This is a genomic window from Pseudomonas sp. NPDC086566, assembly GCF_050280885.1.
In the GTDB taxonomy this organism is placed as follows: domain Bacteria; phylum Pseudomonadota; class Gammaproteobacteria; order Pseudomonadales; family Pseudomonadaceae; genus Aquipseudomonas; species Aquipseudomonas vlassakiae.
Genome location: NZ_JBNNWD010000005.1, coordinates 168,241 through 194,744 on the forward strand (window position 1 = coordinate 168,241; position 26,504 = coordinate 194,744).

Annotated in this window: 22 protein-coding genes and 6 tRNA genes; 3 read left to right on the top strand and 25 right to left on the bottom strand. The window is 64.0% G+C overall.

Features of this window, described 5'->3' with window-relative positions; translation table 11 throughout:
• Positions 1–35: 35 nt before the first annotated feature.
• From ACQKPS_RS13170 to leuC, 13 genes are all read right to left on the bottom strand, one after another.
• Positions 36–593 (bottom strand): CvpA family protein, encoded by a 558-nt coding sequence (locus tag ACQKPS_RS13170; RefSeq protein WP_054885753.1) that lies wholly within the window; start codon positions 591–593, stop codon positions 36–38.
• Positions 594–723: 130 nt separating this feature from the next.
• Entirely contained in the window at positions 724–1,395 is a 672-nt protein-coding gene (locus tag ACQKPS_RS13175) for an SPOR domain-containing protein (protein WP_254480875.1), read from the bottom strand.
• 4 nt (positions 1,396–1,399) lie between these two features.
• On the bottom strand, positions 1,400–2,686 hold the full coding sequence (folC, locus tag ACQKPS_RS13180) for a bifunctional tetrahydrofolate synthase/dihydrofolate synthase (protein ID WP_254480876.1): 1,287 nt from the start codon (positions 2,684–2,686) through the stop codon (positions 1,400–1,402).
• On the bottom strand, positions 2,686–3,579 hold the full coding sequence (gene accD, locus ACQKPS_RS13185) for an acetyl-CoA carboxylase, carboxyltransferase subunit beta (RefSeq protein ID WP_054885750.1): 894 nt from the start codon (positions 3,577–3,579) through the stop codon (positions 2,686–2,688). Before accD ends, folC begins: the two co-directional genes overlap by 1 nt.
• Before the next feature lie 222 nt (positions 3,580–3,801).
• The gene (locus tag ACQKPS_RS13190; RefSeq protein WP_254480877.1) at positions 3,802–4,422 is read right to left on the bottom strand and encodes a phosphoribosylanthranilate isomerase; all 621 of its coding nucleotides are present in this window, start codon (positions 4,420–4,422) and stop codon (positions 3,802–3,804) included.
• Between the two features lie 60 nt (positions 4,423–4,482).
• Positions 4,483–5,337: a tRNA pseudouridine(38-40) synthase TruA gene (gene truA, locus ACQKPS_RS13195; protein ID WP_254480878.1), complete on the bottom strand. Its 855-nt coding sequence runs from the start codon at positions 5,335–5,337 to the stop codon at positions 4,483–4,485.
• Between the two features lie 97 nt (positions 5,338–5,434).
• Positions 5,435–8,137 carry a FimV/HubP family polar landmark protein gene (locus ACQKPS_RS13200; RefSeq protein WP_254480879.1) on the bottom strand — a complete coding sequence of 901 codons (2,703 nt, stop codon included), beginning with the start codon at positions 8,135–8,137 and terminating at the stop codon, positions 5,435–5,437.
• Between the two features lie 72 nt (positions 8,138–8,209).
• Complete coding sequence (locus tag ACQKPS_RS13205) at positions 8,210–9,214, bottom strand: aspartate-semialdehyde dehydrogenase (protein WP_254480880.1); 1,005 nt, start codon at positions 9,212–9,214, stop codon at positions 8,210–8,212.
• A gap of 161 nt (positions 9,215–9,375) precedes the next feature.
• Entirely contained in the window at positions 9,376–10,488 is a 1,113-nt protein-coding gene (gene asd, locus ACQKPS_RS13210; protein ID WP_254480881.1) for an aspartate-semialdehyde dehydrogenase, read from the bottom strand.
• 63 nt (positions 10,489–10,551) lie between these two features.
• Positions 10,552–11,634: a 3-isopropylmalate dehydrogenase gene (leuB, locus tag ACQKPS_RS13215; protein WP_254480882.1), complete on the bottom strand. Its 1,083-nt coding sequence runs from the start codon at positions 11,632–11,634 to the stop codon at positions 10,552–10,554.
• Positions 11,635–11,688: 54 nt separating this feature from the next.
• Positions 11,689–12,453, bottom strand: a complete 765-nt coding sequence (locus ACQKPS_RS13220) for a class I SAM-dependent methyltransferase (protein ID WP_254480883.1) — start codon at positions 12,451–12,453, stop codon at positions 11,689–11,691.
• Between the two features lie 120 nt (positions 12,454–12,573).
• Positions 12,574–13,218: a 3-isopropylmalate dehydratase small subunit gene (gene leuD, locus ACQKPS_RS13225; RefSeq protein WP_254480884.1), complete on the bottom strand. Its 645-nt coding sequence runs from the start codon at positions 13,216–13,218 to the stop codon at positions 12,574–12,576.
• On the bottom strand, positions 13,215–14,648 hold the full coding sequence (gene leuC, locus ACQKPS_RS13230; protein WP_254480885.1) for a 3-isopropylmalate dehydratase large subunit: 1,434 nt from the start codon (positions 14,646–14,648) through the stop codon (positions 13,215–13,217). The genes leuD and leuC overlap by 4 nt, the downstream gene beginning before the upstream one ends.
• Positions 14,649–14,779: 131 nt before the next feature.
• On the opposite strand from leuC, the gene ACQKPS_RS13235 reads away from it, so the two are divergent.
• Together ACQKPS_RS13235 and ACQKPS_RS13240 are read left to right on the top strand one after the other, a co-directional pair.
• Complete coding sequence (locus tag ACQKPS_RS13235; RefSeq protein ID WP_254480886.1) at positions 14,780–15,658, top strand: LysR family transcriptional regulator; 879 nt, start codon at positions 14,780–14,782, stop codon at positions 15,656–15,658.
• Positions 15,659–15,720: 62 nt separating this feature from the next.
• The gene (locus ACQKPS_RS13240; protein WP_254480887.1) at positions 15,721–19,017 is read left to right on the top strand and encodes a PAS domain S-box protein; all 3,297 of its coding nucleotides are present in this window, start codon (positions 15,721–15,723) and stop codon (positions 19,015–19,017) included.
• A 44-nt stretch (positions 19,018–19,061) separates the two neighbouring features.
• Here ACQKPS_RS13240 and ACQKPS_RS13245 read toward each other — a convergent pair whose 3' ends face one another.
• The 12 genes from ACQKPS_RS13245 to gltX form a co-directional block, all read right to left on the bottom strand.
• The gene (locus tag ACQKPS_RS13245) at positions 19,062–19,505 is read right to left on the bottom strand and encodes an Hsp20 family protein (protein WP_176510198.1); all 444 of its coding nucleotides are present in this window, start codon (positions 19,503–19,505) and stop codon (positions 19,062–19,064) included.
• Between the two features lie 222 nt (positions 19,506–19,727).
• Positions 19,728–20,699 (bottom strand): tRNA dihydrouridine synthase, encoded by a 972-nt coding sequence (locus ACQKPS_RS13250; RefSeq protein ID WP_254480888.1) that lies wholly within the window; start codon positions 20,697–20,699, stop codon positions 19,728–19,730.
• Between the two features lie 51 nt (positions 20,700–20,750).
• Positions 20,751–21,185 carry an acyl-CoA thioesterase gene (locus ACQKPS_RS13255; RefSeq protein ID WP_176510200.1) on the bottom strand — a complete coding sequence of 145 codons (435 nt, stop codon included), beginning with the start codon at positions 21,183–21,185 and terminating at the stop codon, positions 20,751–20,753.
• Positions 21,186–21,228: 43 nt separating this feature from the next.
• Entirely contained in the window at positions 21,229–22,056 is an 828-nt protein-coding gene (locus ACQKPS_RS13260; RefSeq protein ID WP_254480889.1) for an alpha/beta hydrolase, read from the bottom strand.
• A 24-nt stretch (positions 22,057–22,080) separates the two neighbouring features.
• Positions 22,081–22,620 (bottom strand): TetR/AcrR family transcriptional regulator, encoded by a 540-nt coding sequence (locus ACQKPS_RS13265; RefSeq protein ID WP_254480890.1) that lies wholly within the window; start codon positions 22,618–22,620, stop codon positions 22,081–22,083.
• Between the two features lie 172 nt (positions 22,621–22,792).
• A tRNA-Glu gene (locus ACQKPS_RS13270) sits at positions 22,793–22,868 on the bottom strand.
• Between the two features lie 42 nt (positions 22,869–22,910).
• A tRNA-Ala gene (locus tag ACQKPS_RS13275) sits at positions 22,911–22,986 on the bottom strand.
• 64 nt (positions 22,987–23,050) lie between these two features.
• Positions 23,051–23,126: transfer RNA gene (locus tag ACQKPS_RS13280), tRNA-Glu, on the bottom strand.
• Positions 23,127–23,168: 42 nt separating this feature from the next.
• A tRNA-Ala gene (locus ACQKPS_RS13285) sits at positions 23,169–23,244 on the bottom strand.
• 53 nt (positions 23,245–23,297) lie between these two features.
• A tRNA-Glu gene (locus tag ACQKPS_RS13290) sits at positions 23,298–23,373 on the bottom strand.
• A gap of 72 nt (positions 23,374–23,445) precedes the next feature.
• Positions 23,446–23,521: transfer RNA gene (locus tag ACQKPS_RS13295), tRNA-Ala, on the bottom strand.
• Positions 23,522–23,808: 287 nt separating this feature from the next.
• Positions 23,809–25,290, bottom strand: a complete 1,482-nt coding sequence (gene gltX / locus ACQKPS_RS13300; protein ID WP_254480891.1) for a glutamate--tRNA ligase — start codon at positions 25,288–25,290, stop codon at positions 23,809–23,811.
• Positions 25,291–25,432: 142 nt separating this feature from the next.
• On the opposite strand from gltX, the gene ACQKPS_RS13305 reads away from it, so the two are divergent.
• The gene (locus tag ACQKPS_RS13305) at positions 25,433–26,488 is read left to right on the top strand and encodes an HlyD family secretion protein (protein ID WP_427604397.1); all 1,056 of its coding nucleotides are present in this window, start codon (positions 25,433–25,435) and stop codon (positions 26,486–26,488) included.
• The last annotated feature ends 16 nt before the right edge of the window (positions 26,489–26,504 follow it).

The following is a 26,504-nucleotide window of genomic DNA, read 5'->3' on the forward strand; positions in this document are numbered from 1 at the left end:
AACCCCTACTTTGATAAAACTTGAACGAACAGCACTCAGGGCTTTGCCGGCCCGAGCAACTGCTCCTTGAATGGAAGATCAGCCGGAGCGCTGATCACCCCACTTGAAGACCACTGATGGGTGAAACCCAGGATCAGGTTTTTCGACCAGTCAGCGACCAATAGAAACTGTGGTATCAGGCGTGATTCCTGCCACCAGCTGTCTTGCTGCACCGGCCCCAGGCTGAGCAGGCCAACCGCTACCACCACCAGCAAGCCCCCGCGCGCGGCACCAAAGGCCATGCCGAGGAAACGATCGGTGCCGGACAGCCCGGTCACGCGGATCAGCTCGCCGATCAGGAAGTTGAGCATGGCGCCTACCAGCAGGGTGGCGACGAAAAGAATGGCGCAGCCGGCGATGGTGCGCATCGACGGCGTCTGGATATAGCTCTCAAGGTACACCGAAAGCGAACCACCGAACATCCAGGCGACCGCCCCTGCGACGATCCAGATGAGCAGGGACAAGGCCTCCTTGACGAAGCCGCGCTTGAGACTGATCAGTGTGGAGACGGCGATGATCGCGATGATCGCCCAATCAACCAGGGTAAAGGCCACGGTGCTGCCTGCAGACGTTTGAGGCGGCGCATTTTACCAGAGCAAAAGGCTGGGAGTAAGCGGAATGTCAGGTGGATCGGCGGGTCAGGTTTTCAGGCCTGCGCCGAGCCTCTGAGAGGCCGCCGCCGCTTCAGCCTTTTTCAGGCTGGAAGCGCGTCACGAAGCCATTGAGCTTCTGCTGGCGGTTGATCACGTCTTTCAGCTTGTCTGCCTCGGCACGCTCGATCAACGGCCCGACATACACCCGGTTCATGCCGCCGGCCGAACGGATATAGGCGTTGTAGCCCTGGCTGCGCAGGGTCTTTTGCAGGTTCTCGGCGCCGGCCCGGCTGGACAGGCTGGCCAGCTGGATAGACCAGCTTACCGGCAGGCCATTGACGTCGATCTTCGACGGTGCAGGCGCGGGTGCAGTCGCCACTGGCGTGGCCGGCTTGGCAGCGGCTGCTGGCGTTTGCACTGTCGCCTGCGGCTTGGGCTGGGCTTGTACCGGGGCCTGGGCCTGCGGCGACGGCGTGATCGGCTGGCTCGGCGCCTTCACTGGCGCCGTCGACTCGCTGACCACCACTGGCGGCTGCTCGGGCTGTTCGGGCTGCTCAGGCAGCGGCTGCGGCTCAGGCACCGTTACCGGCTCAATCTTGACCTCCGGCAGGGTCGGCATGGCCGGCGCCTGCGGGGCGTCGACCTGCACCTGGCGCATCTCGTCCTGGCGGCTGAACAGCATTGGCAAGAAGATCACCGCCAGCGCCACCAGCACCAACGCACCCACCATGCGCTGCTTCATCCCTTTGTCCAGCACTGCCATCTAGTCACCCCTCCAGGGCCTGCCGCTCCAGCCATTCCAGGGCCTCGGCGACACAGAAAAACGAACCGAACAGCAGAATCTGATCATCCGCCGTCGCCTGCGCGCATTGCCCCTCAAGGGCTGCACCGACGCTGGGGTAAGACTTCACCGCAGCGCCGTGGTTCGTCAAGGCAGCAGCCAATTCGGCAGCCGGACGGCTGCGCGGGGTTTGCAGCGGCGCCACCGCCCACTCGTCGACCAAGCCGTGCAGCGGCGCGATGACACCTTGCAGGTCTTTGTCGGCGAGCAGGCCGAACACTGCCAGGCGCCGCCCCTTCACTGGGCGCGCAGCCAGGCGGCGGGCCAGATATTCGGCGGCGTGCGGGTTGTGCCCGACATCCAGCAGCAGCTCCAGGGCCCTGCCCTGCCAAGTCAACTGGCGACGGTCGAGACGACCGGTGATGCGGGTGTCGAGCAAGGCCTGGCGGATCTGCCCGGCCTCCCACGGCAAGCCCATCAGCAGGTAGGCCTGCAGGGCCAGGGTAGCGTTTTCCATGGGCAGGTCGAGCAGCGGCAGGCCGTGCAACGCTACTGGCTTGCCATCTGCAGTGACGCCGCGCCAGTCCCAGCCACCTTCGCTGCTGGCCAGATCGAAATCACGGCCGCGCAGGAACAGCGGCGCCGCCAGTTCGGCGGCCTTGTCCAGCAACGGCTGCGGCGGGTCGAGGTCTCCGCACAGCGCCGGCTTGCCCTGGCGGAAGATGCCGGCCTTCTCGAAGGCCACCCGCTCGCGGGTATCGCCCAGGTATTCGACATGGTCGACACCAATGCTGGTCACCAGCGCCAGGTCGGCATCCACCACGTTCACGGTGTCCAGGCGGCCACCGAGCCCCACTTCGAGCACCACGGCATCCAGCTGCGACTGGTAGAACAACCAGAACGCCGCCAACGTGCCCATTTCGAAGTAGGTCAGGGAAATCTCGCCCCGCGCCGCCTCGACGGCGGCGAAGGCCTCGCACAGGCGCTCATCGCTGGCTTGCTCCCCATCGATCAGCACCCGTTCGTTGTAGCGCAACAGGTGGGGCGAACTGTACACCCCCACCTTCAGCCCCTGGGCCCGCAGCAGCGAGGCCACGAAGGCGCAGGTCGAGCCCTTGCCGTTGGTGCCGGTCACGGTGACCACCCGTGGCGCCAGCTTGCCCAGCGCCAGCCGGGCAAACACCTTCTGCGACCGCTCCAGGCCCATGTCGATGGCCGAGGGGTGCAACTGCTCGAGGTAGGCGAGCCACTCGCCCAGGGATCGTTGTTTCATCACGCGACTGCAGCGACCTCACGGGCCTGTTCCGGGGTCTGCTGGCCGGTCATCTGTGCCAGCAGGCGAGCCAGACGCGGGCGCAGTTCGCCACGGGAGATGATCAGGTCGATGGCGCCATGCTCCAGCAGGAACTCGCTGCGCTGGAAGCCTTCCGGCAGCTTTTCGCGTACGGTCTGTTCGATCACGCGTGGGCCGGCGAAGCCGATCAGGGCCTTCGGCTCACCGACGATGACGTCGCCAAGCATTGCCAGGCTGGCGGAAACGCCGCCGTAGACCGGGTCGGTCAGCACCGAGATGAACGGGATACCTTCTTCGCGCAGGCGTGCCAGCACGGCCGACGTCTTGGCCATCTGCATCAGCGAAATCAGCGCTTCCTGCATGCGCGCACCGCCGGAGGCGGAGAAGCAGACCATCGGGCAGCGGTTTTCCAGGGCGTAGTTGGCGGCACGCACGAAACGCTCACCGACGATGGCCCCCATGGAACCGCCCATGAACGAGAACTCGAAGGCGCTGACCACGATCGGCATGCCCATCAGGGTACCGCTCATGGAGATCAGCGCGTCTTTTTCGCCGGTCTGCTTCTGCGCACCGGCCAGGCGGTCCTTGTACTTCTTGCCGTCACGGAACTTCAGGCGGTCGACCGGCTCCAGCTCGGCACCGAGTTCGGCACGGCCTTCCGGGTCGAGGAAGATGTCGATGCGGGCACGTGCGCCAATGCGCATGTGATGGTTGCACTTGGGGCAGACATCCAGGGTCTTTTCCAGCTCCGGACGATACAGCACGGCCTCGCAGGCCGGGCACTTGTGCCACAGGCCTTCCGGCACCGAGCTCTTCTTCACCTCGGAACGCATGATCGAAGGGATCAGTTTGTCGACTAACCAGTTGCTCATGCTTTATTTCTCCAGTATTGGCGGACGGGGACCGGACTGGCCGGCCATGCCCTGCCCTTGAGCTCAAATTCTTCTATGAAACGATGACGGCCCGGCCACAGGGGCTGCCTGCGTACCGCGCCGTCTTCAATCTGTCGTTTGGCCACACGGCTTGCCGCTGGCCGCCCCGCAGGGCTGCGAAACCTATGGACGATGGCGCGCCGCCAGCCGTCACATCTGCCGTCACGCCTGTTTCACCGCACGCATGAAGGCTTCGATCTTCGCTGCATCCTTGATGCCCTTGGCCTGCTCGACACCACCACTGACATCCACCGCATACGGCCGCACCTGGGCGATCGCCTGGCCGACGTTGTCGGCCGACAGCCCGCCCGCGAGGATGATCGGCTTGCTCAGCCGCGCCGGGACCAGCGACCAGTCGAAGGCCTCGCCGGTACCGCCCGGTACACCGGCCACGTAAGTGTCGAGGAGAATGCCGCGGGCGCCGGCATAGAGCTGGCAGGCGGCCTCCAGGTCATCGCCCGGGCGCACCCGCAGCGCCTTGATCCAGGGGCGATGATAGCCTTCGCAATCAGCCGGGGTCTCGTCGCCGTGGAACTGTAGCAGGTCCAGGGGCACCACCTCGAGGATCTCGTTCAGCTCGCAACGCGAGGCGTTGACGAACAGCCCGACCGTGGTCACGAACGGCGGCAGCTCGGCAATGATCGACCGCGCCTGGCGTACGTCCACGGCACGCGGGCTCTTGGCATAGAAGACCAAACCGATGGCATCGGCGCCCGCCTCGGCGGCCGCCAGCGCGTCTTCGATGCGGGTAATCCCGCAGATCTTGCTGCGAACGTTGCTCATGGACAGCAAACCTTGAGTGAGTGGTGAAAGGCCCGATGGTAGCAAATGACTGCTGACGCGTCAGTCGGCGAGCGCCTCGTAACCGGTCAAAAAGTGTGGGCCGATGTAACGCTGTGGCAGCTGGAATTCTGCCGGGTACTCCACTTGCACCAGGTACAGGCCATAGGGGTGCGCAGTCACCCCGCCTTCACGGCGGTTGCGCCCCTCCAGCACTTCACGGGCCCACTCGACCGGACGCTCACCCGCCCCGATGGTCATCAGCACGCCGGCGATATTGCGCACCATGTGATGCAGGAAAGCGGTGGCACGCACGTCCAGCACGATCATCTGGCCATGACGGGTCACGCGCAGGTGATGGATGTGCTTGATCGGCGACTTGGCCTGGCACTGGCTGGCGCGGAACGCGCTGAAATCATGGGTACCGAGCAGGTACCGGGCGGCCTGGGCCATGCGCTCGACGTCGAGCGGGCGGTGGTTCCAGGTCACTTCCTCGGCCAGGTGCGCGGGACGGATCGGGTCGTTGTAGATCACATAGCGGTAGCGCCGGGCACAGGCCTTGAAGCGCGCATGGAAGTCCGCCGGCATCGGCCGCGACCAGACCACGCTGATGTCGTGGGGCAGATTGAAATTGGTGCCCAGGGTCCAGGCGCGCTCGTCACGTACGGCGCGGGTATCGAAATGCACGACCTGCCCGCAGCCGTGCACGCCGGCATCGGTGCGCCCGGCGCAGATGACGCTGATCGGCTCGTCGGCCACCTTCGACAGCGCCTGCTCCAGGGCCTGCTGGACGCTGGGCACGCCGCTGGCCTGGCGCTGCCAGCCGCGATAGCGCGAGCCTTTGTATTCCACACCCAGGGCAATGCGGGTGAAGCCTTCGGCGGCCGATTCGGAGGCGGCGGTGTCGATGATGTCCAAGAGCGTGAAACCTGTGGGTAATACGGAATGGCGGGATTATAACGACAACGGCAGCCGTGTAGGGCTGCCGTCGTGGCCGTGGCGGGTTGGCGCGCGGTCAGACCAGGCGCGAGAGCATCTCTTCGGCTTCCTGACGCTGGCCGTCATCACCGTCCTTGACCACTTCGTCGAGGATGTCACGAGCCCCTTGATGGTCGCCCATGTCGATATAGGCACGCGCCAGGTCGAGCTTGGTCGCGACTTCGTCGGCACCGGAGAAGAAGTCGAAGTCCAGGTCATCCAGCGGCTCGGGTTCGGCTGCGGCGTCCTCGGCGGTGAAGTGTTGCTCCAGGGACGGCGACTCCAGGCTCTGCGACAGCTTGTCCAGCTCGGCGTTGACGTCGTTCAGCTCCGAGGCAAAGCTCTTGGCCGCCGGCGAGTCGTCCTCCAGTGACAACGACAGATCGAAGTCTTCCGGCAGTTCCAGCTCGGAAATCGGCTCGAACTCCGGAAGCGTGTCGAAGGCTGCCAGTTCGGCGGCGACATCCACCGGTTCGTCTTCCGCTGCAGCCGGGGCAACCGGGGCAGCCGCCTCGCCACTGTCAAGGTCGAAATCGGACAGGTCGAAATCCGCCAGGTCGTCGACGCCCTGCGGCTCGGCCTGGGCTTGGGCCAGCAAGGCTTCGAAATCGGCATCGGCGTCGGTTTCCGGCGCCGGGGCTTCCGGTTCAGCGGGCACCTGCGCTTGCGCCAATGAAGCCTCATCCAGCGTCGGCGGCTCAAGATGATCATCCAACGGCAGATCATCGCCGAGGCTGAGGTCGAAGGCGCTGTCCAGGTCGTTGTCATCGAGCACCGAGGTCTCGGTGAAAGCCTCGGCGGCGGCTTCCAGGTCAGGCTCGCTTGCCGGCTCTGGCTCGACCACTGCCTGCGGCTCAGGTTCTGCTTCAACTGGCGCTTGCGGCTTTTCCTGCAGCAACTCCTGGACATACTGCTCGTCCATTTCCGCAGCCAGTGCCGCAGCCCCCGCGCCAACGGCGGCAGCGAGCCCCAGCATGGCCGGGTAGCGCTCCTTGAGGCTGTTGACCTGCGCCGTGTTCGCTTCGCTGCCAGGCAGCTTGCGCTCCTGCTCGACGAAAGCGCTGTGGTCGCCCTGGCGAGCGTAGACGTCCATCAGCTTGAGGCGCAGGGTGTCGTTCTCCGGCTGCGCCGCCACTGCTGCTTCCAGCAGGTCGGCCGCGTGGTTCAGGCGTCCACGCGACAGGCTCAGATCCACCTCGGCCAGCAATTCGGCATTCGGGTCCTGTACCGGCTCGGGCTCGGCAACCGCGGCCACAGGGGCGGGGGCGGCCGGTTTTTCCGCAGCCACGGCAGCGGCAGCAGAAGCCGCCACCACGGCAGGCGACAGGGTGACGCTCGGCGCGGACACTTCCAGCCCATCGAAGCTGCTCGGTGGCAGGTCGAGGTCCGGGCTGCGCTCGCCTTCCTCGGCCAGTGCGCGGGCCATGCGCAGGTGTTTTTCCGCTTCTTGCTGAGCCTTGCGCTTGCGCGCCAGCAGCAACAGCAGGAGCAACAGCACGAGGAACGCGGAGCCGGCGATCAAACCCAGCACCACAGGGTTGCCCAGCATCTCGTCGAAAGCACCTGGCTGCGCAGGGGCAGCCTCGTCGGCGGGAGCTGCTGCCGGAGCCGTGTCGACTGCTGCCGGGGCCGGCGCGACCACAGGCTCGGCCGGGGCCGAACCTGCCGCAGGTGGCTGTGCAGGTGCCGGCTCACCCGGCAAGGCGCCCGCAGGCGGTGCTTCAGTTGCCGCGCCCTGGGCTTCGAGGCGCGCCAACTGGTCATTCTTCAGCTGGATCAGCTTCTGCAGCTTGTCCATCTGACTCTGCAGGTCACTCACCCGGCTTTTCAGTTCTTCGTTGTCACGACGGCTGGTATCCAGGCTTTCCTGGGCCACCGCCAGCTTGTCGCTGATGGCCTTGGCGCTGTTGCCGCCAGGCTGCGTGCCGGGGCTGACCAGGCGCAGATTGTCGCCCTGGGCGATACGCTCGGGCGCGGCATCGGCGGCACCGCGGCGGGTGGCATCCAGCTGCCGGGCACGCGGCCCCAGGCGCCGGCCTTCACGCCAGGCGGCGTACTGCTCGGCCACTTCGCGATTGGCTTCGCCCTGGGGAATGCTCTGGATCTGCTGCTGGTCGGGCAGGCGCAGGACCTGGCCCACCTTCAGCTGGTTGATGTTGTTGCCGATGAAGGCATCCGGGTTGAGTGCCTGGATGGCAATCATGGTCTGCTGCACCGAGCCACCGCCCTGGGTATTGCGGGCAGCGATCTGCCACAGGGTGTCGCGGCGCTTGGTCGTGTAGCTGCCCGCGCTGCTGGTGGCCGGGTTGACGTTGCCGGCAGCAGGCTGCTGGCCCTGGGCCTTGGCCTGGTCGAGCAGCACGCTGTAGTCACGCAGCAGGCGGCCCTGCGGCCACATCACCTGGACCAGGAACTTGACCACCGGGCCAGGCAGTGGCTGGCTGGAAGTAACCCGCAACACGCTCTTGCCGTTGGGGTTGATCACCGGGGTGAAGGTCAGGTCTTCGAGGTAGCCTGGAAGCTCCACACCGGCCTTGCTGAACTCTTCCGGTGGCGCCAGGCTCGGCGCCACTTCGGCTGCGGTGAGGTCGCGCACGTCGAGCAGTTCGATCTCGGCGTCCAGGGGCTGGTTCTGCGCCGACTTCAATGTCAGTTCACCCAACCCCAGGGCATTCGCCATGCCAGACGTCAGCGCCGACGCTGCCGCCATGGCCAGAACCAGTTTGCGAATTCGAAGCATGACCTCTTCCCTTGTATGAATCGTCCCAAAAACCTGCGTGAGGCGTGGGACAAAAGTGCTCGCCAGTATCTTTTACACCATGTGTTTAATCAACAATTGCGCCACCTGTACGGCGTTCAAAGCAGCGCCCTTGCGCGCATTGTCGGTGGTCAACCAAAGGTTGAGCTGCTGCTTTTCGTCAATTCCATGGCGTACACGACCAACATAGACCACGTCTTGGCCGACTGCGTCACCGACCGGGGTCGGATAATCGTCGTTTGCCACCAGCTCGATGCTTTCGGCCTGTTCCAGTGCCTGGTTGACCTGGCCCAGATCGACCGGGCGACGGCTCTGTACCGCTACACTGAAGCTATCGCCGAAAAACACCGGGACTTGAATGCAGCTCACAGAAATCTTCAGCTCCGGCAGGCCCAGCAGCACGCGAAGTTCGCCCACCAGGCGACGCTCCACGGCAGTATGACCCTGCTCGTCGACGCCCCCGACCTGGGCCAGCACGTTAAAGGCCATCTGGCGATCGAAGAAGCGGGGCTCCAGCGGGCGGGCATTGAGCAACTCGGCGGTTTGCCGGGCCAGTTCGCTGACCGCTTCACGGCCTTGCGCCGACACCGCCAAAGCAGCCATGACCTGCACCCGCTCGATATCCAGTTGGCCCTTGAGCGGTGCCAGGGCAACCGCCAAGGCCACGGCGGCGCAGCTGGGGCTGGTGATACGCGCTGGCAGGCTCAGTTTGGCGACGCTGTCACCATTGGCCTCCGGCACCACGGCGAGGGCATTTTCCAGGCCACCGGAAAGGTCGATGACCGTGCAGCCGGCCTGCTCGGCCTTGCTGGCAAAGCTGCGGCTGACGGCCGGGCTGGTGGCGAAAAAGGCCAGCTTGACCTGGGCGAAGTCGAAACTGTCGACCTCACGCACCTTGAGCTTCCTGCCGGCGAACATCACGCTGCTGCCCGCCGATTCCATGCTGGCCAGCAGGTGCAGGGTGCCAACCGGGAAGGCCAGTTCTTCGAGGATCTGCACGAGGGTTTCACCGACGCTGCCGGTGGCGCCGACGACGGCGATATCCAGGGGAGTGGTCATGGTAGGGATCCTTTTGCTGAAACGGCGGGGGCGGCACTTTACTTGGATTGTAGGCGTTTGTCTGTGCTGGCCTCTTCGCGGGTTCACCCGCGAAGAGGCCAGTGCAGGCATAAAAAAACCCGCGCTGTCGCCAGCGCGGGTTTTCGGTGCAGCCCAAGCGATCAACGCTCCAGCAGGATCCGCAGCATGCGGCGCAGCGGTTCGGCGGCGCCCCACAGCAGCTGGTCACCCACGGTGAACGCGCCCAGGTACTGCGACCCCATGTTCAGCTTGCGCAGGCGGCCAACCGGGATGTTCAGGGTACCGGTCACCTTGGTCGGGGTCAGCTCTTGCATGCTGATCTCGCGCTGGTTCGGCACCAGTTTCACCCACGGGTTGTGCTGGCTGATCAGGCCTTCGATGTCGGCCAGAGGCACATCCTTGTTCAGCTTGATGGTCAGCGCCTGGCTGTGGCAGCGCATGGCGCCGATGCGCACGCAAATGCCATCGACCGGGATCGGGCTCTTGAAGCGGCCGAGGATCTTGTTGGTTTCGGCCTGGGCCTTCCACTCTTCGCGGCTCTGGCCGTTCGGCAGCTCCTTGTCGATCCAGGGGATCAGGCTACCAGCCAGCGGCACGCCGAAGTTCTCGGTCGGGAACGCATCGCCACGCATGGTTTCGGCCACCTTGCGGTCGATGTCGAGGATGGCGCTGGCCGGGTTGGCCAGGTCATCGGCAACGGCTGCATGGGTAGCCCCCATCTGCTTGATCAGCTCGCGCATGTTCTGCGCGCCGGCACCGGAAGCTGCCTGGTAGGTCATGGCGCTCATCCACTCGACCAGGCCGGCTTCGAACAGGCCGCCCAGGCCCATCAGCATCAGGCTGACCGTGCAGTTGCCGCCGATGTAGTTCTTGGTCCCGGCGTCGAGCTGCTGGTCGATGACCTTGCGGTTGACCGGGTCCAGCACGATCACCGCATCGTCCTGCATGCGCAGCGACGAAGCGGCATCGATCCAGTACCCCTGCCAGCCGGCTTCACGCAGCTTGGGGAACACCTCGTTGGTGTAGTCGCCGCCCTGGCAGGTCAGGATCACGTCGAGGGTCTTGAGTTCTTCAATCGAATAAGCGTCCTTGAGCGGAGCAATATCCTTGCCCACGTTCGGGCCCTGGCCACCCACGTTGGATGTGGTGAAGAACACTGGCTCGATAAGGTCGAAATCCTGCTCCTCCAGCATCCGCTGCATGAGCACGGAACCGACCATACCGCGCCAACCGATCAGACCTACACGTTTCATCGCAACTACACCTTTGCTAAAAGTGGGCCGCCACCTCGAGTTTTTGGTGGCGGGCCAGAGAGATTACAGATTCCGCAGCGCTGCGACTACTGCGTCGCCCATTTCCTGCGTGCCTACTTTGTTGCAGCCGGCCGACCAGATGTCGCCGGTACGCAGGCCCTGGTCCAGCACGATGCTGACCGCCTTTTCGATTGCCTCGGCTGCCGCCTGCTGGTTGAAGCTGTAACGCAGCATCATCGACACCGAGAGGATGGTCGCCAACGGGTTGGCGATGCCCTGCCCGGCGATGTCCGGGGCGGAACCGTGGCAAGGCTCGTACATGCCCTTGTTTTCGGCGTCCAGAGAGGCCGAAGGCAGCATGCCGATGGATCCGGTCAGCATGGAAGCCTCATCCGACAGAATGTCACCGAACATGTTGTCGGTCACCACCACGTCGAACTGTTTCGGTGCGCGGACCAGCTGCATGGCAGCGTTATCGACGTACATGTGGCTCAGTTCGACGTCCGGGTAGTCCTTGGCCACGTCTTCGACCACTTCACGCCACAGCTGGCTGGAGGCCAGGACGTTGGCCTTGTCCACCGAGCACAGCTTCTTGCCACGCACGCGGGCCATGTCGAAGCCGACCCTGGCGATACGGCGCACTTCGCTTTCGCTGTAGGGCAGGGTGTCGTAGGCCTGGCGCTCGCCACCTGGCAGCTCGCGCTGACCGCGCGGGGCACCGAAATAGATGCCGCCAGTCAGCTCACGGACGATGAGGATATCCAGGCCCGAAACGATTTCCGGCTTCAGCGAAGACGCATCGGCCAGTTGCGGGTAGAGAATGGCCGGGCGCAGGTTGGCGAACAGGCCCAGTTGCGAACGGATTTTCAGCAAGCCGCGTTCCGGGCGGATGTCGCGTTCGATCTTGTCCCACTTCGGGCCGCCTACGGCGCCCAGCAGCACGGCGTCGGCCTTGCGGGCGCGCTCCAGGGTCTCGTCAGCCAACGGTACGCCGTGCTTGTCGATGGCGGCGCCGCCGATCACGTCGTGCTCGAGGCTGAAGCCGAGCTGGAACTTGTCGTTGGCCAGCTCCAGCACCTTGACCGCCTCGGCCATGATTTCCGGGCCAATGCCATCACCTGGGAGAATCAGAATCTGCTTGCTCATGCTTTCCTCTATCCATTCACGCGGTGCGGCCAAGCGGGCCTCACCGAAAAGTGCTTATCGCTCGGCCCACAACACCAGCACATCGGTGCTGAACGAGCCGTCGGCCTCGATCTGGTAATACTGCCGTACTTCTGCGCCCATGGCTTGCTGCAATTGGAGAATGGCAACGCGCATCGGCTCGGGGGTGCGCATGCGCTCGACCCAGCTGCTGAATTCCAGGCGCAGTGGCTGGCGCGTGTGGCTGCGCACGTGCAGGCCGGCTTCGCTGACCTGGCGCTGCCATTCGGCGGCCGAGTAGTCGCGCACGTGACTGGTGTCGCGCAGCACTTCCACGGCCTGCAGGTAGGTGTCGAGCAAAGGGCTGCCCGGCGACATCACGTCGATGAACGCTGCCACGCCGCCCGGCTTGAGCACCCGGCGCACTTCGCGCAGGGCCACGCCAAGGTCGCTCCAGTGGTGCGCCGAATAGCGGCTGAAGACGAAGTCGAACGAAGCGTCGGCAAACGGCAAGCGTTCGGCCGCACCGCATTCGGTGGTGATATTGCCCAGGCCGCGCTCGCTGGCGGCGCTGGCAACCACGTCGAGCATCGATTGCGAGAGGTCGTAGGCGACCACTTCAGCAACCAGGGGCGCGATGTGGAAACTGACATGACCGGCACCGCAGCCCAGGTCCAGCACGCGGGCAGCGCCCTGCCCCGCCAGCGCGGCCTGCAACAGGGCGAATTCGCTGCCCTGGGCGTGCACGGCGCTGCTGAGGTAGGCGCTGGCCTGTTCGCCGAACTGGCGCTGGACCACATCGGTGTGGGTGGTGCTGGTCATGGGTATCGATCCTTGGGTGGTGTGTTGCCTTCACCGGCCTTTCGCGGATGAATCCGCTCCTACAAGGATCACGCACGGTCTGTAGGAGCGGATTTATCCGCGATGAGGCCAGCCGCTCAATCAGGCATCCCGGAACAACCAGGGCTGCGCGGCACGGTGCTTCTGTTCAAAAGCCTTGATCGCGTCACTGTCCTGCAGGGTCAGGCCGATGTCGTCCAGGCCATTGAGCAGGCAATGCTTGCGGAACGCGTCGATTTCGAAGTGCAGCACCTTGCCATCCGGGCGGGTCACCGCCTGCGCCTGCAGGTCGATGGTCAACTGGTAGCCCGGGCTGGCTTCGACCTGCTTGAACAGTTCGTCGACTTCCTCATCGCTGAGGATGATCGGCAGCAGGCCGTTCTTGAAGCTGTTGTTGAAGAAGATGTCGGCGAAGCTCGGGGCGATCACGCTGCGGAAGCCGTATTCGTCCAGCGCCCAAGGCGCGTGCTCACGGCTCGAACCGCAACCGAAGTTCTCCCGTGCCAGCAGCACGCTGGCCCCCTGATAACGCGCGTGGTTGAGCACGAATTCCTGGTTCAGTGGGCGCTTGCTGTTGTCCTGGTACGGCTGACCGACATCCAGGTAACGCCATTCGTCGAACAGGTTGGGGCCGAAGCCGGTGCGCTTGATCGACTTGAGGAACTGCTTGGGGATGATCTGGTCGGTGTCGACGTTGGCACGATCCAACGGCGCGACGAGACCGGTGTGCTGGGTAAAGGCTTTCATGCTGCGCTCCCTTGGATCAACTCGCGGACATCGATGAAATGGCCAGTCACCGCGGCGGCGGCGGCCATGGCCGGGCTGACCAGGTGGGTACGGCCACCCGCGCCCTGACGGCCTTCGAAGTTGCGGTTGGACGTGGAAGCACAGTGCTCGCCGCTTTCCAGGCGATCCGGGTTCATCGCCAGGCACATCGAGCAGCCGGGCTCACGCCATTCGAAGCCGGCTTCGAGGAAGATCTTGTCCAGGCCTTCACGCTCGGCCTGGGCCTTGACCAGGCCCGAACCCGGCACCACCAGCGCCTGCTTGACCGTTGCGGCCACCTTGCGGCCCTTGGCGATCTCGGCGGCGGCGCGCAAGTCTTCGATGCGCGAGTTGGTGCACGAACCGATGAATACGCGGTCGAGCTTGATGTCGGTAATCGCCTGGTTGGCGGCGAGGCCCATGTACTTGAGGGCGCGCTCGATCGAACCACGCTTGATCAGGTCTGGCTCGGCAGCCGGGTCCGGCACGCGCTGGTCAACGGCCAATACCATTTCCGGCGAAGTGCCCCAGCTGACTTGCGGCTTGATCTGCGCAGCATCGAGCTCGACCACGGTGTCGAACACGGCATCGTCGTCGGACACCAGGTCCTTCCATGCCTCGACGGCACGCTTCCAGTCCTCGCCCTTGGGCGCATACGGGCGACCTTCGACGTAGGCGATGGTGGTGGCGTCGGTCGCTACCAGGCCCACACGGGCACCGGCTTCGATGGACATGTTGCAGATGGTCATGCGGCCTTCCATGGACAATTCGCGGATGGCGCTGCCAGCGAACTCCATGGCGTGGCCATTACCACCGGCCGTGCCGATCTTGCCGATCACGGCGAGGACGATGTCCTTGGCGGTGACGCCGGCTGGCAACTGGCCTTCAACCCGTACCAGCATGTTCTTCATCTTCTTGGCGACCAGGCACTGGGTGGCGAGCACATGCTCGACCTCGGAGGTGCCGATGCCATGGGCCAAGGCGCCGAAAGCGCCGTGGGTGGAGGTGTGCGAGTCACCACAGACCACGGTCATGCCTGGCAAGGTGGCGCCCTGCTCCGGGCTGATGACGTGGACGATGCCCTGGCGTTCGTCGTTCATCTTGAATTCGACGATGCCATATTCGTCACAGTTTTCATCGAGGGTCTGCACCTGCAGGCGCGACACCTGGTCGACGATGGCTTCGATGCCGCCCTTGCGCTCTGGCGTGGTCGGCACGTTGTGGTCCGGGGTGGCGATGTTGGCATCGATGCGCCACGGCTTGCGATTGGCCAGGCGCAGGCCTTCGAAGGCCTGGGGCGACGTCACTTCGTGAATGATATGGCGGTCGATGTAGATCAAGGACGAGCCGTCATCACGGCGCTTGACCTCATGGGCTTCCCAGAGTTTGTCGTAGAGCGTTTTGCCAGCCATCAGACTGTTCCTCATCAGCGTCTTTCTATGCCAAAGACCCCTTGGCTTGTACGGACGATGCTATGGGGTTAGATTGAATAACTCAAATTCATAATTTTTATGCTTTGGATAACCAAAAGGAATCCTGAACCGTGGACCTGGCCAACCTCAGCGCCTTCATCGCCATTGCCGAGACCGGCAGCTTCTCGGGCGCCGGCGAACGCCTGTTCCTCACCCAACCGGCGATCAGCAAACGCATCGCTGGCCTGGAACAGCAACTGGATGTACGCCTGTTCGACCGCCTGGGTCGCGAAGTGACCCTGACCGAAGCCGGCCGCGCCCTGCTGCCCCGCGCCTACCAGATCCTCAACGTGCTCGATGATACCCGACGGGCGCTGACCAACCTCAACGGCGAGGTGAGCGGTCGCCTGACCTTGGCCACCAGCCACCATATCGGCTTGCATCGCCTGCCGCCGCTGCTGCGGGCATTTACCCGTCAATACCCCGCCGTAGCGCTGGACATTCAGTTCATGGACTCGGAACAGGCCTACGACGAAATCCTCCATGGCCGCGCCGAAATCGCCGTCATCACCCTCGCCCCCGAGCCTCACCACCTGGTCAAGGCCGTTCCGGTCTGGGACGACGCCCTGGACTTCGTGGCGGCGCCCGAGCATCCGCTGGCCAGCAACCAGGCGGTGAACCTGGCCGATGTCGCCCGGCACCCGGCGGTATTTCCCGGTGGCAATACCTTCACCCACCATATCGTCCAGCGCCTGTTCGAAAGCCAGGGCCTGACACCGAACATCGCCATGAGCACCAACTACCTGGAGACCATCAAGATGATGGTGTCGATCGGCCTGGCGTGGAGCGTGCTACCCCGGACTATGCTGGATGATCAGGTTGCACCCATCGCCTTGCCCGGCATACAGCTGTCGCGCCAGCTAGGCTACATTCTGCACACGGAGCGAACGCTATCGAACGCTGCCAGGGCCTTCATGGCCCTGCTCGACAGCCACGCAGGGTCCGCCTGACCGGTCGTCAGCTCGGCATTTCCAACTTCATGGACGCGTCACACGCCAAAGGTCTGGTACCAATGCCCAAATCAGCAAAACGTTTTCCGCGTCTGCCGCGCATCCCAGCGGCCGACCCGCAGGAATCGGAACAGGCCTGGCAGAATGCCCCGCAGCTGCTGGCCGCCCTCAACGGCGCACGCCTGGGCGCCTGGCTGTGGGATATCGACACCGGCAGGATCAGCTGGTCAAGGGGCACCCAGGCGCTGTTCGGCTTCGACCCGCAACGCCCGCTGCCGAACGACATCGATTACCTCGACCTGCTGCCGGAAGAAGACCGTGCGCGCACGCGGCAACTGTTCCACGCGGTGGTCAATGGCGAGCCGGTGGAACAAGCCATGCGCCATCGCATCCGCTGGCCGGATGGCACCCTGCACTGGCTGGAGATCAACGGCAGCCTGACCCATGACCCTCATGGCCGACGGCAGATGATCGGGGTGATCCGCGAAATCACCCGTCAGCGCGAACGGGAAACCGCGCTGATCAACTCGGAAAAGCGCTTCGCCACACTGTTCCACCTGAGCCCCAACGCCATTTTGCTGAGCCGCCGCCAGGACGGCATGATCATCGAGGTCAACCAGCACTTCGAAGACATGTTCGGCTGGCCCGGCGGCCAGGTGATCGGCAAGACCAGTATCGAGCTGGGCCTGTGGGTGAACCCCGAACAACGACACCAGGTCATCGAGGCCACCCGCGGCAACCACGGCCCGGCGATCATGGAGGTGCAGTTCCGCGCCAGCACCGGCAAGCTCCACGACGGCATCTTGTGCACCCAGAGCATCGAGATGGAGGGCGTGACCTACCTGATCAGCACCTTTGTCGACACCACCGAGCGCAAACGCGCCGAACAGGCCCTGAAGGACAGTCAGGAACGCCTTGACCTGGCGCTGGACTCGGCGCAACTGGGTACCTGGGACTGGCACATTCCGAGCGGCATGCTCTACGGCTCGGCCCGCGCCGCGCAATTGCACGGGCTGGACCCGGTGCCGTTCCACGAGTCGTTCGATTCGTTTTTCGAAGGCGTGCCGGAGCACGAACGCTCCAGCATGCGCCAGGCCTACCGCAGCCTGCGCGAAGGCCCGGCGGGTAATTACCAGATCACCTACCGCGTGCAGCTGGAAAACGGCACCTCGCGCTACATCGAGAGCCGTGCTCGCCTGTATCGCGATGAGCAGGGCAACCCGTTGCGCATGGCCGGTACCTTGCTGGATATCACCGAGCAGGTGGAGCGCGAACAGCGGCTGAGCGCCTCGGAAGAAAAGTTCGCCAGCCTGTTCCAGGTCAGCCCCGACCCGATCTGCGTGACCCGCCAGGACACCGGCCAGTTCATCGAGATCAACCCGGCCTTCACCCAGACCTTCGGCTGGAGCGCCGAACAGGTGATCGGCCGCACCGCCGAAGAGATCGGCCTGTGGGCCGAGTCGATCGAACGCGCCCAGCGCATCGAGCGGGTGATCCGCGAGCAGGCACTGAGCAATGTGGCGGTGGTGGTCAACCACCGCAATGGCGCGCCACTGACCTGCGTCATCGCCAGCCGCCTGATCACCGTCGATGACCAGCCGTGCAGCGTCACCACGCTGCGCGACATCACCCAGCAGCAGCGCGCCGAAGCGGCGCTCAAAGCCAGCGAAGAGAAGTTCGCCAAGGCCTTCCACTCCAGCCCGGACGCCATCACCATCACCGAACGCCGCAGCGGCCGCTACCTGGAGGTCAACGACGGCTTCTGCCGGCTGACCGGCTACAGCGCTGACGAAGTGATCGGCCGCAGCGTCTACGAAATCGGCATCTGGGCCGACGACAAGCAACGCAGCGCACTGCTCAGCGAACTCAAGGAGCGTGGCCGGGTGCACCACCGGGAGATGCTCGGGCGTAACAAGCGCGGCGACATCCTCACCGTGGAGGTGTCGGTGGAGCCGATCAGCCTGAACGAGACGGACTGTCTGCTGCTGACCGCCCGCGATGTCAGCCAGCTGAAGAACGCCCAGGCGCAGATCCGCCACCTCGCCTACCACGATCCGCTGACCAACCTGCCCAACCGCGCCTTGCTGATGGATCGCCTGAGCCAGCAGATCGCCCTGCTGCGCCGCCACAACCTGCGCGGCGCGCTGCTGTTCCTCGACCTCGACCACTTCAAGCACATCAACGACTCGCTCGGGCACCCGGTGGGCGACACCGTGCTGAAGATCATCACCGCTCGCCTGGAGGCCAGTGTGCGCCTGGAAGACACCGTGGCGCGCCTGGGCGGCGATGAGTTCGTGGTGCTGCTCAGCGGCCTGGAAGGCAGCCGCGAGGCCGTGGAAACCAAGGTCCGCGAACTGGCCGACACCCTGCGCGAACTGCTGGCCGAACCGATGTCGCTGGATGGCCAGCGCCTGCAAGTGACGCCGAGTATCGGCGTGGCATTGATCCCCGACCACGGCACCACGCCGGCCGACTTGCTCAAGCGCGCCGATATCGCCCTGTACCGGGCCAAGGACTCCGGGCGCAATACCACCGAACTGTTCCACACCACCATGCAGAAGGCCGCCAGCGAGCGCCTGCGCATGGAAAGCGACCTGCGCCTGGCCCTGGCACGGGGTGAACTGGCCTTGCATTTCCAGCCCCAGGTCGATGCCCGCGACAATCGCATCGTCGGTGCCGAAGTGCTGCTGCGCTGGCATCATCCGCAACTGGGCCAGCAACCGCCGGCGCAGTTCATCCAGGTGCTGGAAGAAAGCGGCCTGATACTGGAAGTTGGCAGCTGGATTCTCGACGAAGCCTGCGATGCCTGCGCACACATGCTCGAAGACGGCCTGATCGACGCCAATGATTTCAGCCTGTGCGTGAACATCAGCCCGCGGCAGTTCCGCCAGAACGATTTCGTCGAGCGGGTACTGCGCAGCCTGGATGACTACCGCCTGCCACGGCAGATGCTGAAGCTGGAGATCACCGAAGGCATCGTCATCCAGAACCTGGAAGACACCATCAGCAAGATGCGTGAACTCAAGCGCTACGGCGTGAGCTTTGCCATGGACGACTTCGGCACCGGCTATTCCTCGCTGACCTATCTCAAGCGCCTGCCGGTGGATGCCTTGAAAATCGACCAGACGTTTGTCCGCGACGCGCCGGATGACCCCAACGATGCCGAGATTGTCCGTGCCATCGTGGCCATGGCCCGCAGCCTGGACCTGGCGGTAATTGCCGAAGGGGTGGAACTGACCGAGCAACTGGCGTTTCTCGAACGCCTGGGCTGCTATCTGTACCAGGGCTACCTGCACAGCCGGCCGCTGCCGCTGCCGGAGTTCAGGCAGATGTTGCTGGAAGCACCGGCGGATTACTGAAACGAAAAAAGGGCACCCGAAGGTGCCCTTTCTTCACACTGAACTCAGTTCAGCGCAGGCTGGTCGCCATTGATCGGGATGCGCTTGGCCTTGGCTTCTTCCGGCACGATGCGCAGCAGGTCGATGCTGAGCAGGCCGTTGGCCAGGCCAGCCGACTTGACCTCGATATGGTCGGCCAGGCGGAACGACAGCTTGAAGGCACGCTGGGCAATGCCCTGGTGCAGGTAAGTCACTTCAGCAGTGCCGTTCTCGCGTTTGCCACCGGTTACGGTCAGGACACCCTTTTCGACTTGCAGGTCGAGGTCCTGCTCCTGGAAGCCGGCTGCGGCAACCACGATGCGATAGTGGTCATCGCCATGTTTTTCCACGTTGTAGGGAGGGTAGCTGCTACCCGCCTCATTGCGCGCCGCAGACTCGAACAGGTCGTTGAAACGGTCGAAGCCAACGGAATGACGGAACAGTGGAGCGAGAGAGAAAGCGGTAGTCATGGTCATAAACTCCTGAGTTTCAGCAAGTAAAGTCACTGCGCGACCCGACTTCGGCATCGCGTACTCAAGAGATAGGGGCTACAAGAAAGCTTTCAAGGGGTGCCCTGAAAAAATCTGTTTGGAGCTGATGGCCCTTTCGCGGGTGAACCCGCTCCCACAGGGATTTCACAGGTCCCGAGGGCAGCGCTGTACCTGTGCGGGTTTACCCGCGAAGAGGCCGGATCAGGCGACACAAGACTCGAAGGAAGTCACCTCGACCCCAAGCAACCGGCTGATGCGGGCGCAATCGTCTTCTCGGCGCAACTCGGCAAACAGCACCACCGCCTCGGGATAACTACGGGTCAGCATCGCCAGCCACTGCTTCATCCGCCCCGGCGCATAGCGCGGCGACAGCTTGGCCTGGGCCTGGCGCCAGAATTCGCGCAACAACGGCAGCAGCTCAACCCAGCTCATCGGCTGGTATTGCTGCCCGTCGCGCGCCGCGGCGATCTGCAGGGCCAGGTCCGGGCGCGACACCAGCCCGCGCCCCAGCATGATGTCTTCGGCACCGCTGACCTCGCGGCAACGCCGCCAGTCGTCAACGCTCCAGATTTCGCCATTGGCAAACACCGGCACCCGGACCACATCCTGCACCCGCGCTACCCACTCCCAGTGGGCGGGTGGCTTGTAGCCTTCGACCTTGGTCCGCGCATGCACCACCAGGTGCGCCGAACCGCCCTCGGCCAACGCCGTGGCACATTCCAGCGCCCCGTCCGGGCTATCGAAACCCAGGCGCATCTTGGCAGTGACCGGGATGTGCGCGGGCACCGCACGGCGCACTTCGCGAACGATGGCATGCAACAGCTCCGGCTCCTTGAGCAGCACTGCGCCGCCACGCGACTTGTTCACGGTCTTGGCCGGGCAGCCGAAATTCAGGTCGATGACCGGCGCCCCCAGCTCGCAGGCCAGCGCGGCGTTCTCCGCCAGGCACACCGGGTCCGAGCCCAGCAACTGCACACGCATCGGCACGCCAGCGGCCGTGCGTGCGCCCTGGCGCAGCTCAGGGGCGAGCTTGTCGAACGAGGAGGCCGGCAGCAGGCGGTCGCACACGCGGATGAACTCGGTGACGCACCAATCGATGCCGCCCACTCGGGTCAGGACGTCGCGCAGGATGTTGTCGACCAGCCCCTCCATGGGGGCCAGGGCAATTTGCATGTCGGGGTCTCGGCGTAAAAAGGCGGCAGTCTAGCAAAAAAAACCGTGGCTTCAGTTGCCGATCAGCGCCGGCCCGTAACCCTCGAGAAATTCGGCCGGCATGCGCTTGGGCTTGCCGCTGGACAGCTCGATGCAGGCGAAGGTGGTCTGTGCACGCAGCAAGGTCACACCATCACGTGGACGCTTGAGCTGGAAGCGCCGGGTCATGCGCAGGCGCTGGTCCCAGTCGATGATCCAGGTGGCCAGTTGCAGCTCATCGTCCTCGTAGCCCGCAGCGAGGTAGTCGATCTCGTGGCGCACCACCGCCATGGCCCGGTCCAGGCGCCGGTACTCGGCCAGGTCCAGGCCCAGACGCTGGGAGTGGCGCCAGGCGCAGCGCTCCAGCCAGGTGACGTAGACCGCGTTGTTGGCGTGGCCGAGGCCGTCGATGTCCTCGCTGCCGACACGCAGGTCGATGATGAATGGCGCTTCCAGGTCCCAGCTCATGCCCGCTCCCAATCTCAATGAACGGGCCGAGTGTAACGGATGTTCAGGCACTCTGCCGCGTAGGCTCACGGGCCAGAAGCTCCAGCACCGCCTCGCCCAGACGCGGGTCAGCCAGCAGGCGCTGATGCCCACCCTCCTCCAGTAACATCAGTCGGCTGTCGAACCAGGCCTTGTGGATGAGCTGCGCCTCACCCGCGGGCACCAGCGCATCATCCGCCGCATGCACCACCAGCCCGGGCAGCTCCAGCTGGTAGCCACTGACATCGAGGCGAGCGATCTGCATGCCGACATCGCGCTCGACCTGGCGAATGAACGCCGCCCTGGCCCGCGCCGGCAGCCCAAGGCGCTGGGCAAAGCCACGCAAGACACCCAGCAGCTGTGCAGGCGCCGCAATGCTCACTGCGGCCTCGGCACGCAGCCCCATCTGCAGCGCCAGCAACACGCTGGCGCCGCCCATGGAGTGACCGATCACGGCACGTAGCGGCGGCAACTCGGCGGCCGCTTCCAGCAGCGCCCGGGCAAACAGCACCACATGCGCCTGCTGGCCGGGCGAGCGACCGTGGGCCGGGCCCTCCAGCGAGACCACCGTGTGCCCGGCCCGCACCAGCGTTTCGATCAACGCCGCGAACTGGGTCGGGCGCCCTTCCCAGCCGTGCATCAGCAACACTGTCGGCCCTTTGCCCCAACGCAAGGCCGACAAGCCGAAGCGCAAGGTGATGCGCTCGGCACTGGCCAGCAGCGGCAGCTCCCATTGCCGTGGGGGCAGATTGCGCGGGGTCATGAAGGCACGGCGCATCTTGCCGGCGACATGCTCGGGGGCCAGTCGACCCAAGGTGCCATTTACGCCACGAATCCAGCTCAGGGTAGTCATCGCCTTGCTCCAGGACCAGGGGTATCAGAGAACTGCCGACTTGGCGGCACGTAGAATGCGATCGGACAACTCGCCCGGGCCCAAGGCCCGCGCCAGGGCCAGGCCACCGATCATCAGGGCCAGGTCAGCCAAGGCTTTGTCGGCGTCTTCCGGGCGGTCGACCATCGCCGCCGTCATCAGCTCGATATGCTCGGCCAGCACTTCACGGAAGGCTGCCGGCAGACGCTGCATCTCGCCGAGCGAGTTCGGCAGCGGGCAAGCATGCACCTCGGCGTCACGGTGCTTGCGCGACAGGTAGAAGGCGCTCGCCAGGGCACGGCGCCCTTCGCCATCCAGGTTCGGGTCTATCTGGGCGAGCAAGGCACGCCGTTCGCCCAGCAACTGGCGGAAGGCTTCGAGCATGAGTTCGTCCTTGCTCGCGAAGTGCGCATAGAACCCCCCCACGGTCAGGCCTGCCGCGCCCATTACCTGGCCGACGCTCGGCTCGGCCGGGCCATGCTGGATCAACGCGCTGCGGGCTGCTTCGAGAATGCGTTCGCGGGTCTTGCTCTTCTTGTCGCTCATTGGCCGGTTGCCGATCAAAATATTATGATCGAAATATTATTCTCATAATATTTTTTGGCAAGCAGAATTTGCCGCCGCTTGTCGGTAGCAGCATTTTTTCGGCGGAAGAAAAACAAAAGGCCCATTCAATAATCGAATGAGCCTTAAAAGTCCCGCAAAACGCGGGTAAAAATGGCGTCCCCTAGGGGACTCGAACCCCTGTTACCGCCGTGAAAGGGCGGTGTCCTAGGCCACTAGACGAAGGGGACGTAACCTTCGCGAAGGTCCGACGCATCGAACCCTGGCAGAATTGGTGGAGCTAAGCGGGATCGAACCGCTGACCTCCTGCATGCCATGCAGGCGCTCTCCCAGCTGAGCTATAGCCCCGAAACAAAAGACTCATTCAATATGCGAACGAGCCTTTTAAAGTCCCGCAAAACGCGGGTAAAAGTGGCGTCCCCTAGGGGACTCGAACCCCTGTTACCGCCGTGAAAGGGCGGTGTCCTAGGCCACTAGACGAAGGGGACGTAACCTTCGCGAAGATTCGACGCATCGAACCCTGGCAGAATTGGTGGAGCTAAGCGGGATCGAACCGCTGACCTCCTGCATGCCATGCAGGCGCTCTCCCAGCTGAGCTATAGCCCCGGATTTCTAGCCTCTCGGCCCAGCGACATCCTGAAACATCGCTTGTGTAAAACTGGCGTCCCCTAGGGGACTCGAACCCCTGTTACCGCCGTGAAAGGGCGGTGTCCTAGGCCACTAGACGAAGGGGACGAACCTTCTTACCTTCAAGACCCGGTTGCTGGACCCGGTCTTGCTTGACAGCCTTGGCCATCAAACGGAATTTGGTGGAGCTAAGCGGGATCGAACCGCTGACCTCCTGCATGCCATGCAGGCGCTCTCCCAGCTGAGCTATAGCCCCACAATGTCGCTCTGAACAGAAGCGCTGGCTGGGTGCCTGGCGTTTCGTTTTCGTTCATCGCTGTGGACGGGGCGCATATTAAGATCGGATTGCAGGGCTGTCAAACTAAATTTTGAAAATATTCAAAATTTTTTTCACAGATAACAATCACTTACCGCCCTGCCCCGTGCAAACCTGAACATCGAGCCTTGTAGGAGCGGGTTTACCCGCGAATGCTGCGGTGAATGCATCATCGTATTCGCGGGTGAACCCGCTCCCACAGGTTCAGTTATCGCTGCGCAAGGCTATCAGGCGATGTTCGCCAGCAGCTTTTCCCATTCCTTGTTTTCTTTCTTCGACACACCGCCGAGCAGGTCCAGGGCCTGGCGCAGACGGTAGCGGGTCAGGTCGGGGCCAAGGATTTCCATGGCGTCGAGCACCGACACCGAGCTGGCCTGGCCGGTAATGGCGGCGAACATCAGTGGCATGGCGTCACGCAGCTTCAGCTCAAGCGCTTCGACCACGGCCTGGATGCAGCCGGTGATGCGCTCTTTCTCCCACTGGCGCAGGCCTTCCAGTTTCCACAGGATCAGCTGCATCACCTGGCGCACCTGGTCGGCGGACAGCTTCTTGCTTTCGAACAGCTTGGCATCGAGCTTGAGCGCGCCCTCGAAGAAGAAACCACCCAACGGGGCGATCTGGCTGAAGGTCTCGACCCGGCCCTGCACATGCGGGGCGATTTTCATCATGTAGTCGCTGTTGAATGCCCACTTCTGCACACGTGCGGCGAATTCTTCTACCGGCAGCTCGCGCAGCCACTGGCCATTGAGCCAGGACAGCTTCTCGATGTCGAAAATCGGGCCACCCAGGGAGATACGCGACAGGTCGAAGTGCTCGACCATCTCGGCCAGGGAGAACTTCTCGCGCTCGTCCGGCATCGACCAGCCCATGCGGCCCAGGTAGTTGAGCATGGCCTCGGGCATGAAGCCCATGCGCTCGTAGAAGGTCACCGACGTCGGGTTCTTGCGCTTGGACAGCTTGGACTTGTCCGGGTTGCGCAGCAGCGGCATGTAGCAAAGCTTCGGCTGCTCCCAACCGAAATACTCATACAGCTTGATCAGCTTCGGTGCCGACGGCAGCCACTCTTCGCCGCGCAGGACATGGGTGATGCCCATCAGGTGGTCATCGACCACGTTGGCCAGGAAGTAGGTCGGCAGGCCGTCATTCTTCATCAGCACCTGCATGTCCATGCGGTCCCATGGAATTTCGACGTCGCCACGAAGCATGTCCGGAACCACGCAAACACCTTCGCTCGGCACCTTCATGCGGATCACATGCGGCTCGCCAGCGGCCAGGCGGCGCTGCACCTCTTCGGCGCTCAGCAGCAGGGCACGGCCGTCGTAGCGCGGGGTTTCGCCCCGGGCCATCTGCTCGGCACGCATCTGCTCCAGCTCTTCGGCGGTGCAGAAGCAGTAGAAGGCGTGGCCGGCATCGACCAGCTCCTTGGCGTACCTGGCGTAGATCTCGCCACGCTCGCTCTGCCGGTACGGACCGTGCGGGCCACCGACATCCGGGCCTTCGTTCCATTCGATGCCGAGCCAGCGCAGGGCGTCGAAGATCTGCTGCTCCGACTCGCGCGTGGAGCGCAGTTGGTCGGTGTCTTCGATACGCAGGATGAACTCACCGCCGTGCTGCTTGGCAAAGCAGTAGTTGAACAGGGCGATGTAGGCGGTGCCGACATGGGGGTCGCCAGTGGGCGATGGCGCGATACGCGTGCGAACGGTGGTCATGAGAGTCTCGAACGAAAGATGAAACAAAGGCGGGATGTTAGCAGGGAGCAGGCACCGGGCTCCAGCAATGGCGCGAACGTCACTTGTCGACGGGCCATCTGCCGCTGTTAAATTTATTTACATTTCTGGAACGATAGTCCCCATGCCTGCCCAACTCAAACGCCGCCTGGCGATCTTCTTCACCCTGGTGGCCCTCATCGCCCTCGCCTTCCTGGCCGAGTGGTATTTCAAAGGCCGCTTCTTTGAGAGCACCGACAATGCCTACGTGCAGGGTGAAATCACCCGTATCTCCAGCCAGCTCGGCGCACGCATCGACGAGGTCCGGGTCGACGATAATCAGCACGTGAACAAAGGCGACCTGCTGGTGCGTCTGGAGGCAGCCGACTTCGAGCTGGCAGTAGAGCGCGCCCGCGCCGCCCTCGCCACCCGCGAGGCCGAATATGCCCAGGCCCAGAGCCGGCTGACCCAGCAAGGCAGCCAGATCGCCGCAGGGCAGGCGCAGGTCGCCGCCAACCAGGCCACGTTCGACCGCGCGCGCCTTGACCTGAGCCGTGCCGAAAAGCTGCGAAAGCCCGGCTTCGTCTCCGAAGAGCGGGTGACCACCCTGTCAGCAGACAGCCATGTGGCCGGTTCCCAGGTCGACAAAGCCCGTGCCGACCTGCAAAGCCAGCGCCAGCAGGTCAACGCCTTGACCGCCGACCTCAAACGCCTCGACGCGCAAATCGCCAATGCCCGCGCCGACCTGGCCCAGGCGGAACTGAACCTGACCCGCTGCGAGATTCGCGCGCCACTGAGCGGCACCATCGGCCAGCGCAATGCCCGCAATGGCCAAGTCGTTCAGGCCGGCGCCTACCTGTTGTCGATCGTGCCCGATGAGAACATCTGGGTGCAGGCCAACTTCAAGGAAACCCAGATCGGCAAGATGCATCCCGGTCAGCGCGCCGAACTGCTGTTCGACAGCTACCCCGACACCCCGATCGAAGGCCGCGTCGACAGCCTGTTCGCCGCGTCCGGCGCGCAGTTCAGCCTGCTGCCGCCAGATAACGCCACCGGCAACTTCACCAAGGTGGTGCAGCGCATTCCGGTGAAGCTGACGTTCGCTGCCGACAACCCGTTGCATGGGCGCATTCGCCCCGGCATGTCGGTCACCGCCACCGTCGACCTGCGCAACGAAGACGCAGGCCACGATGGCCGGTGATCAACTGCTCCGCCCG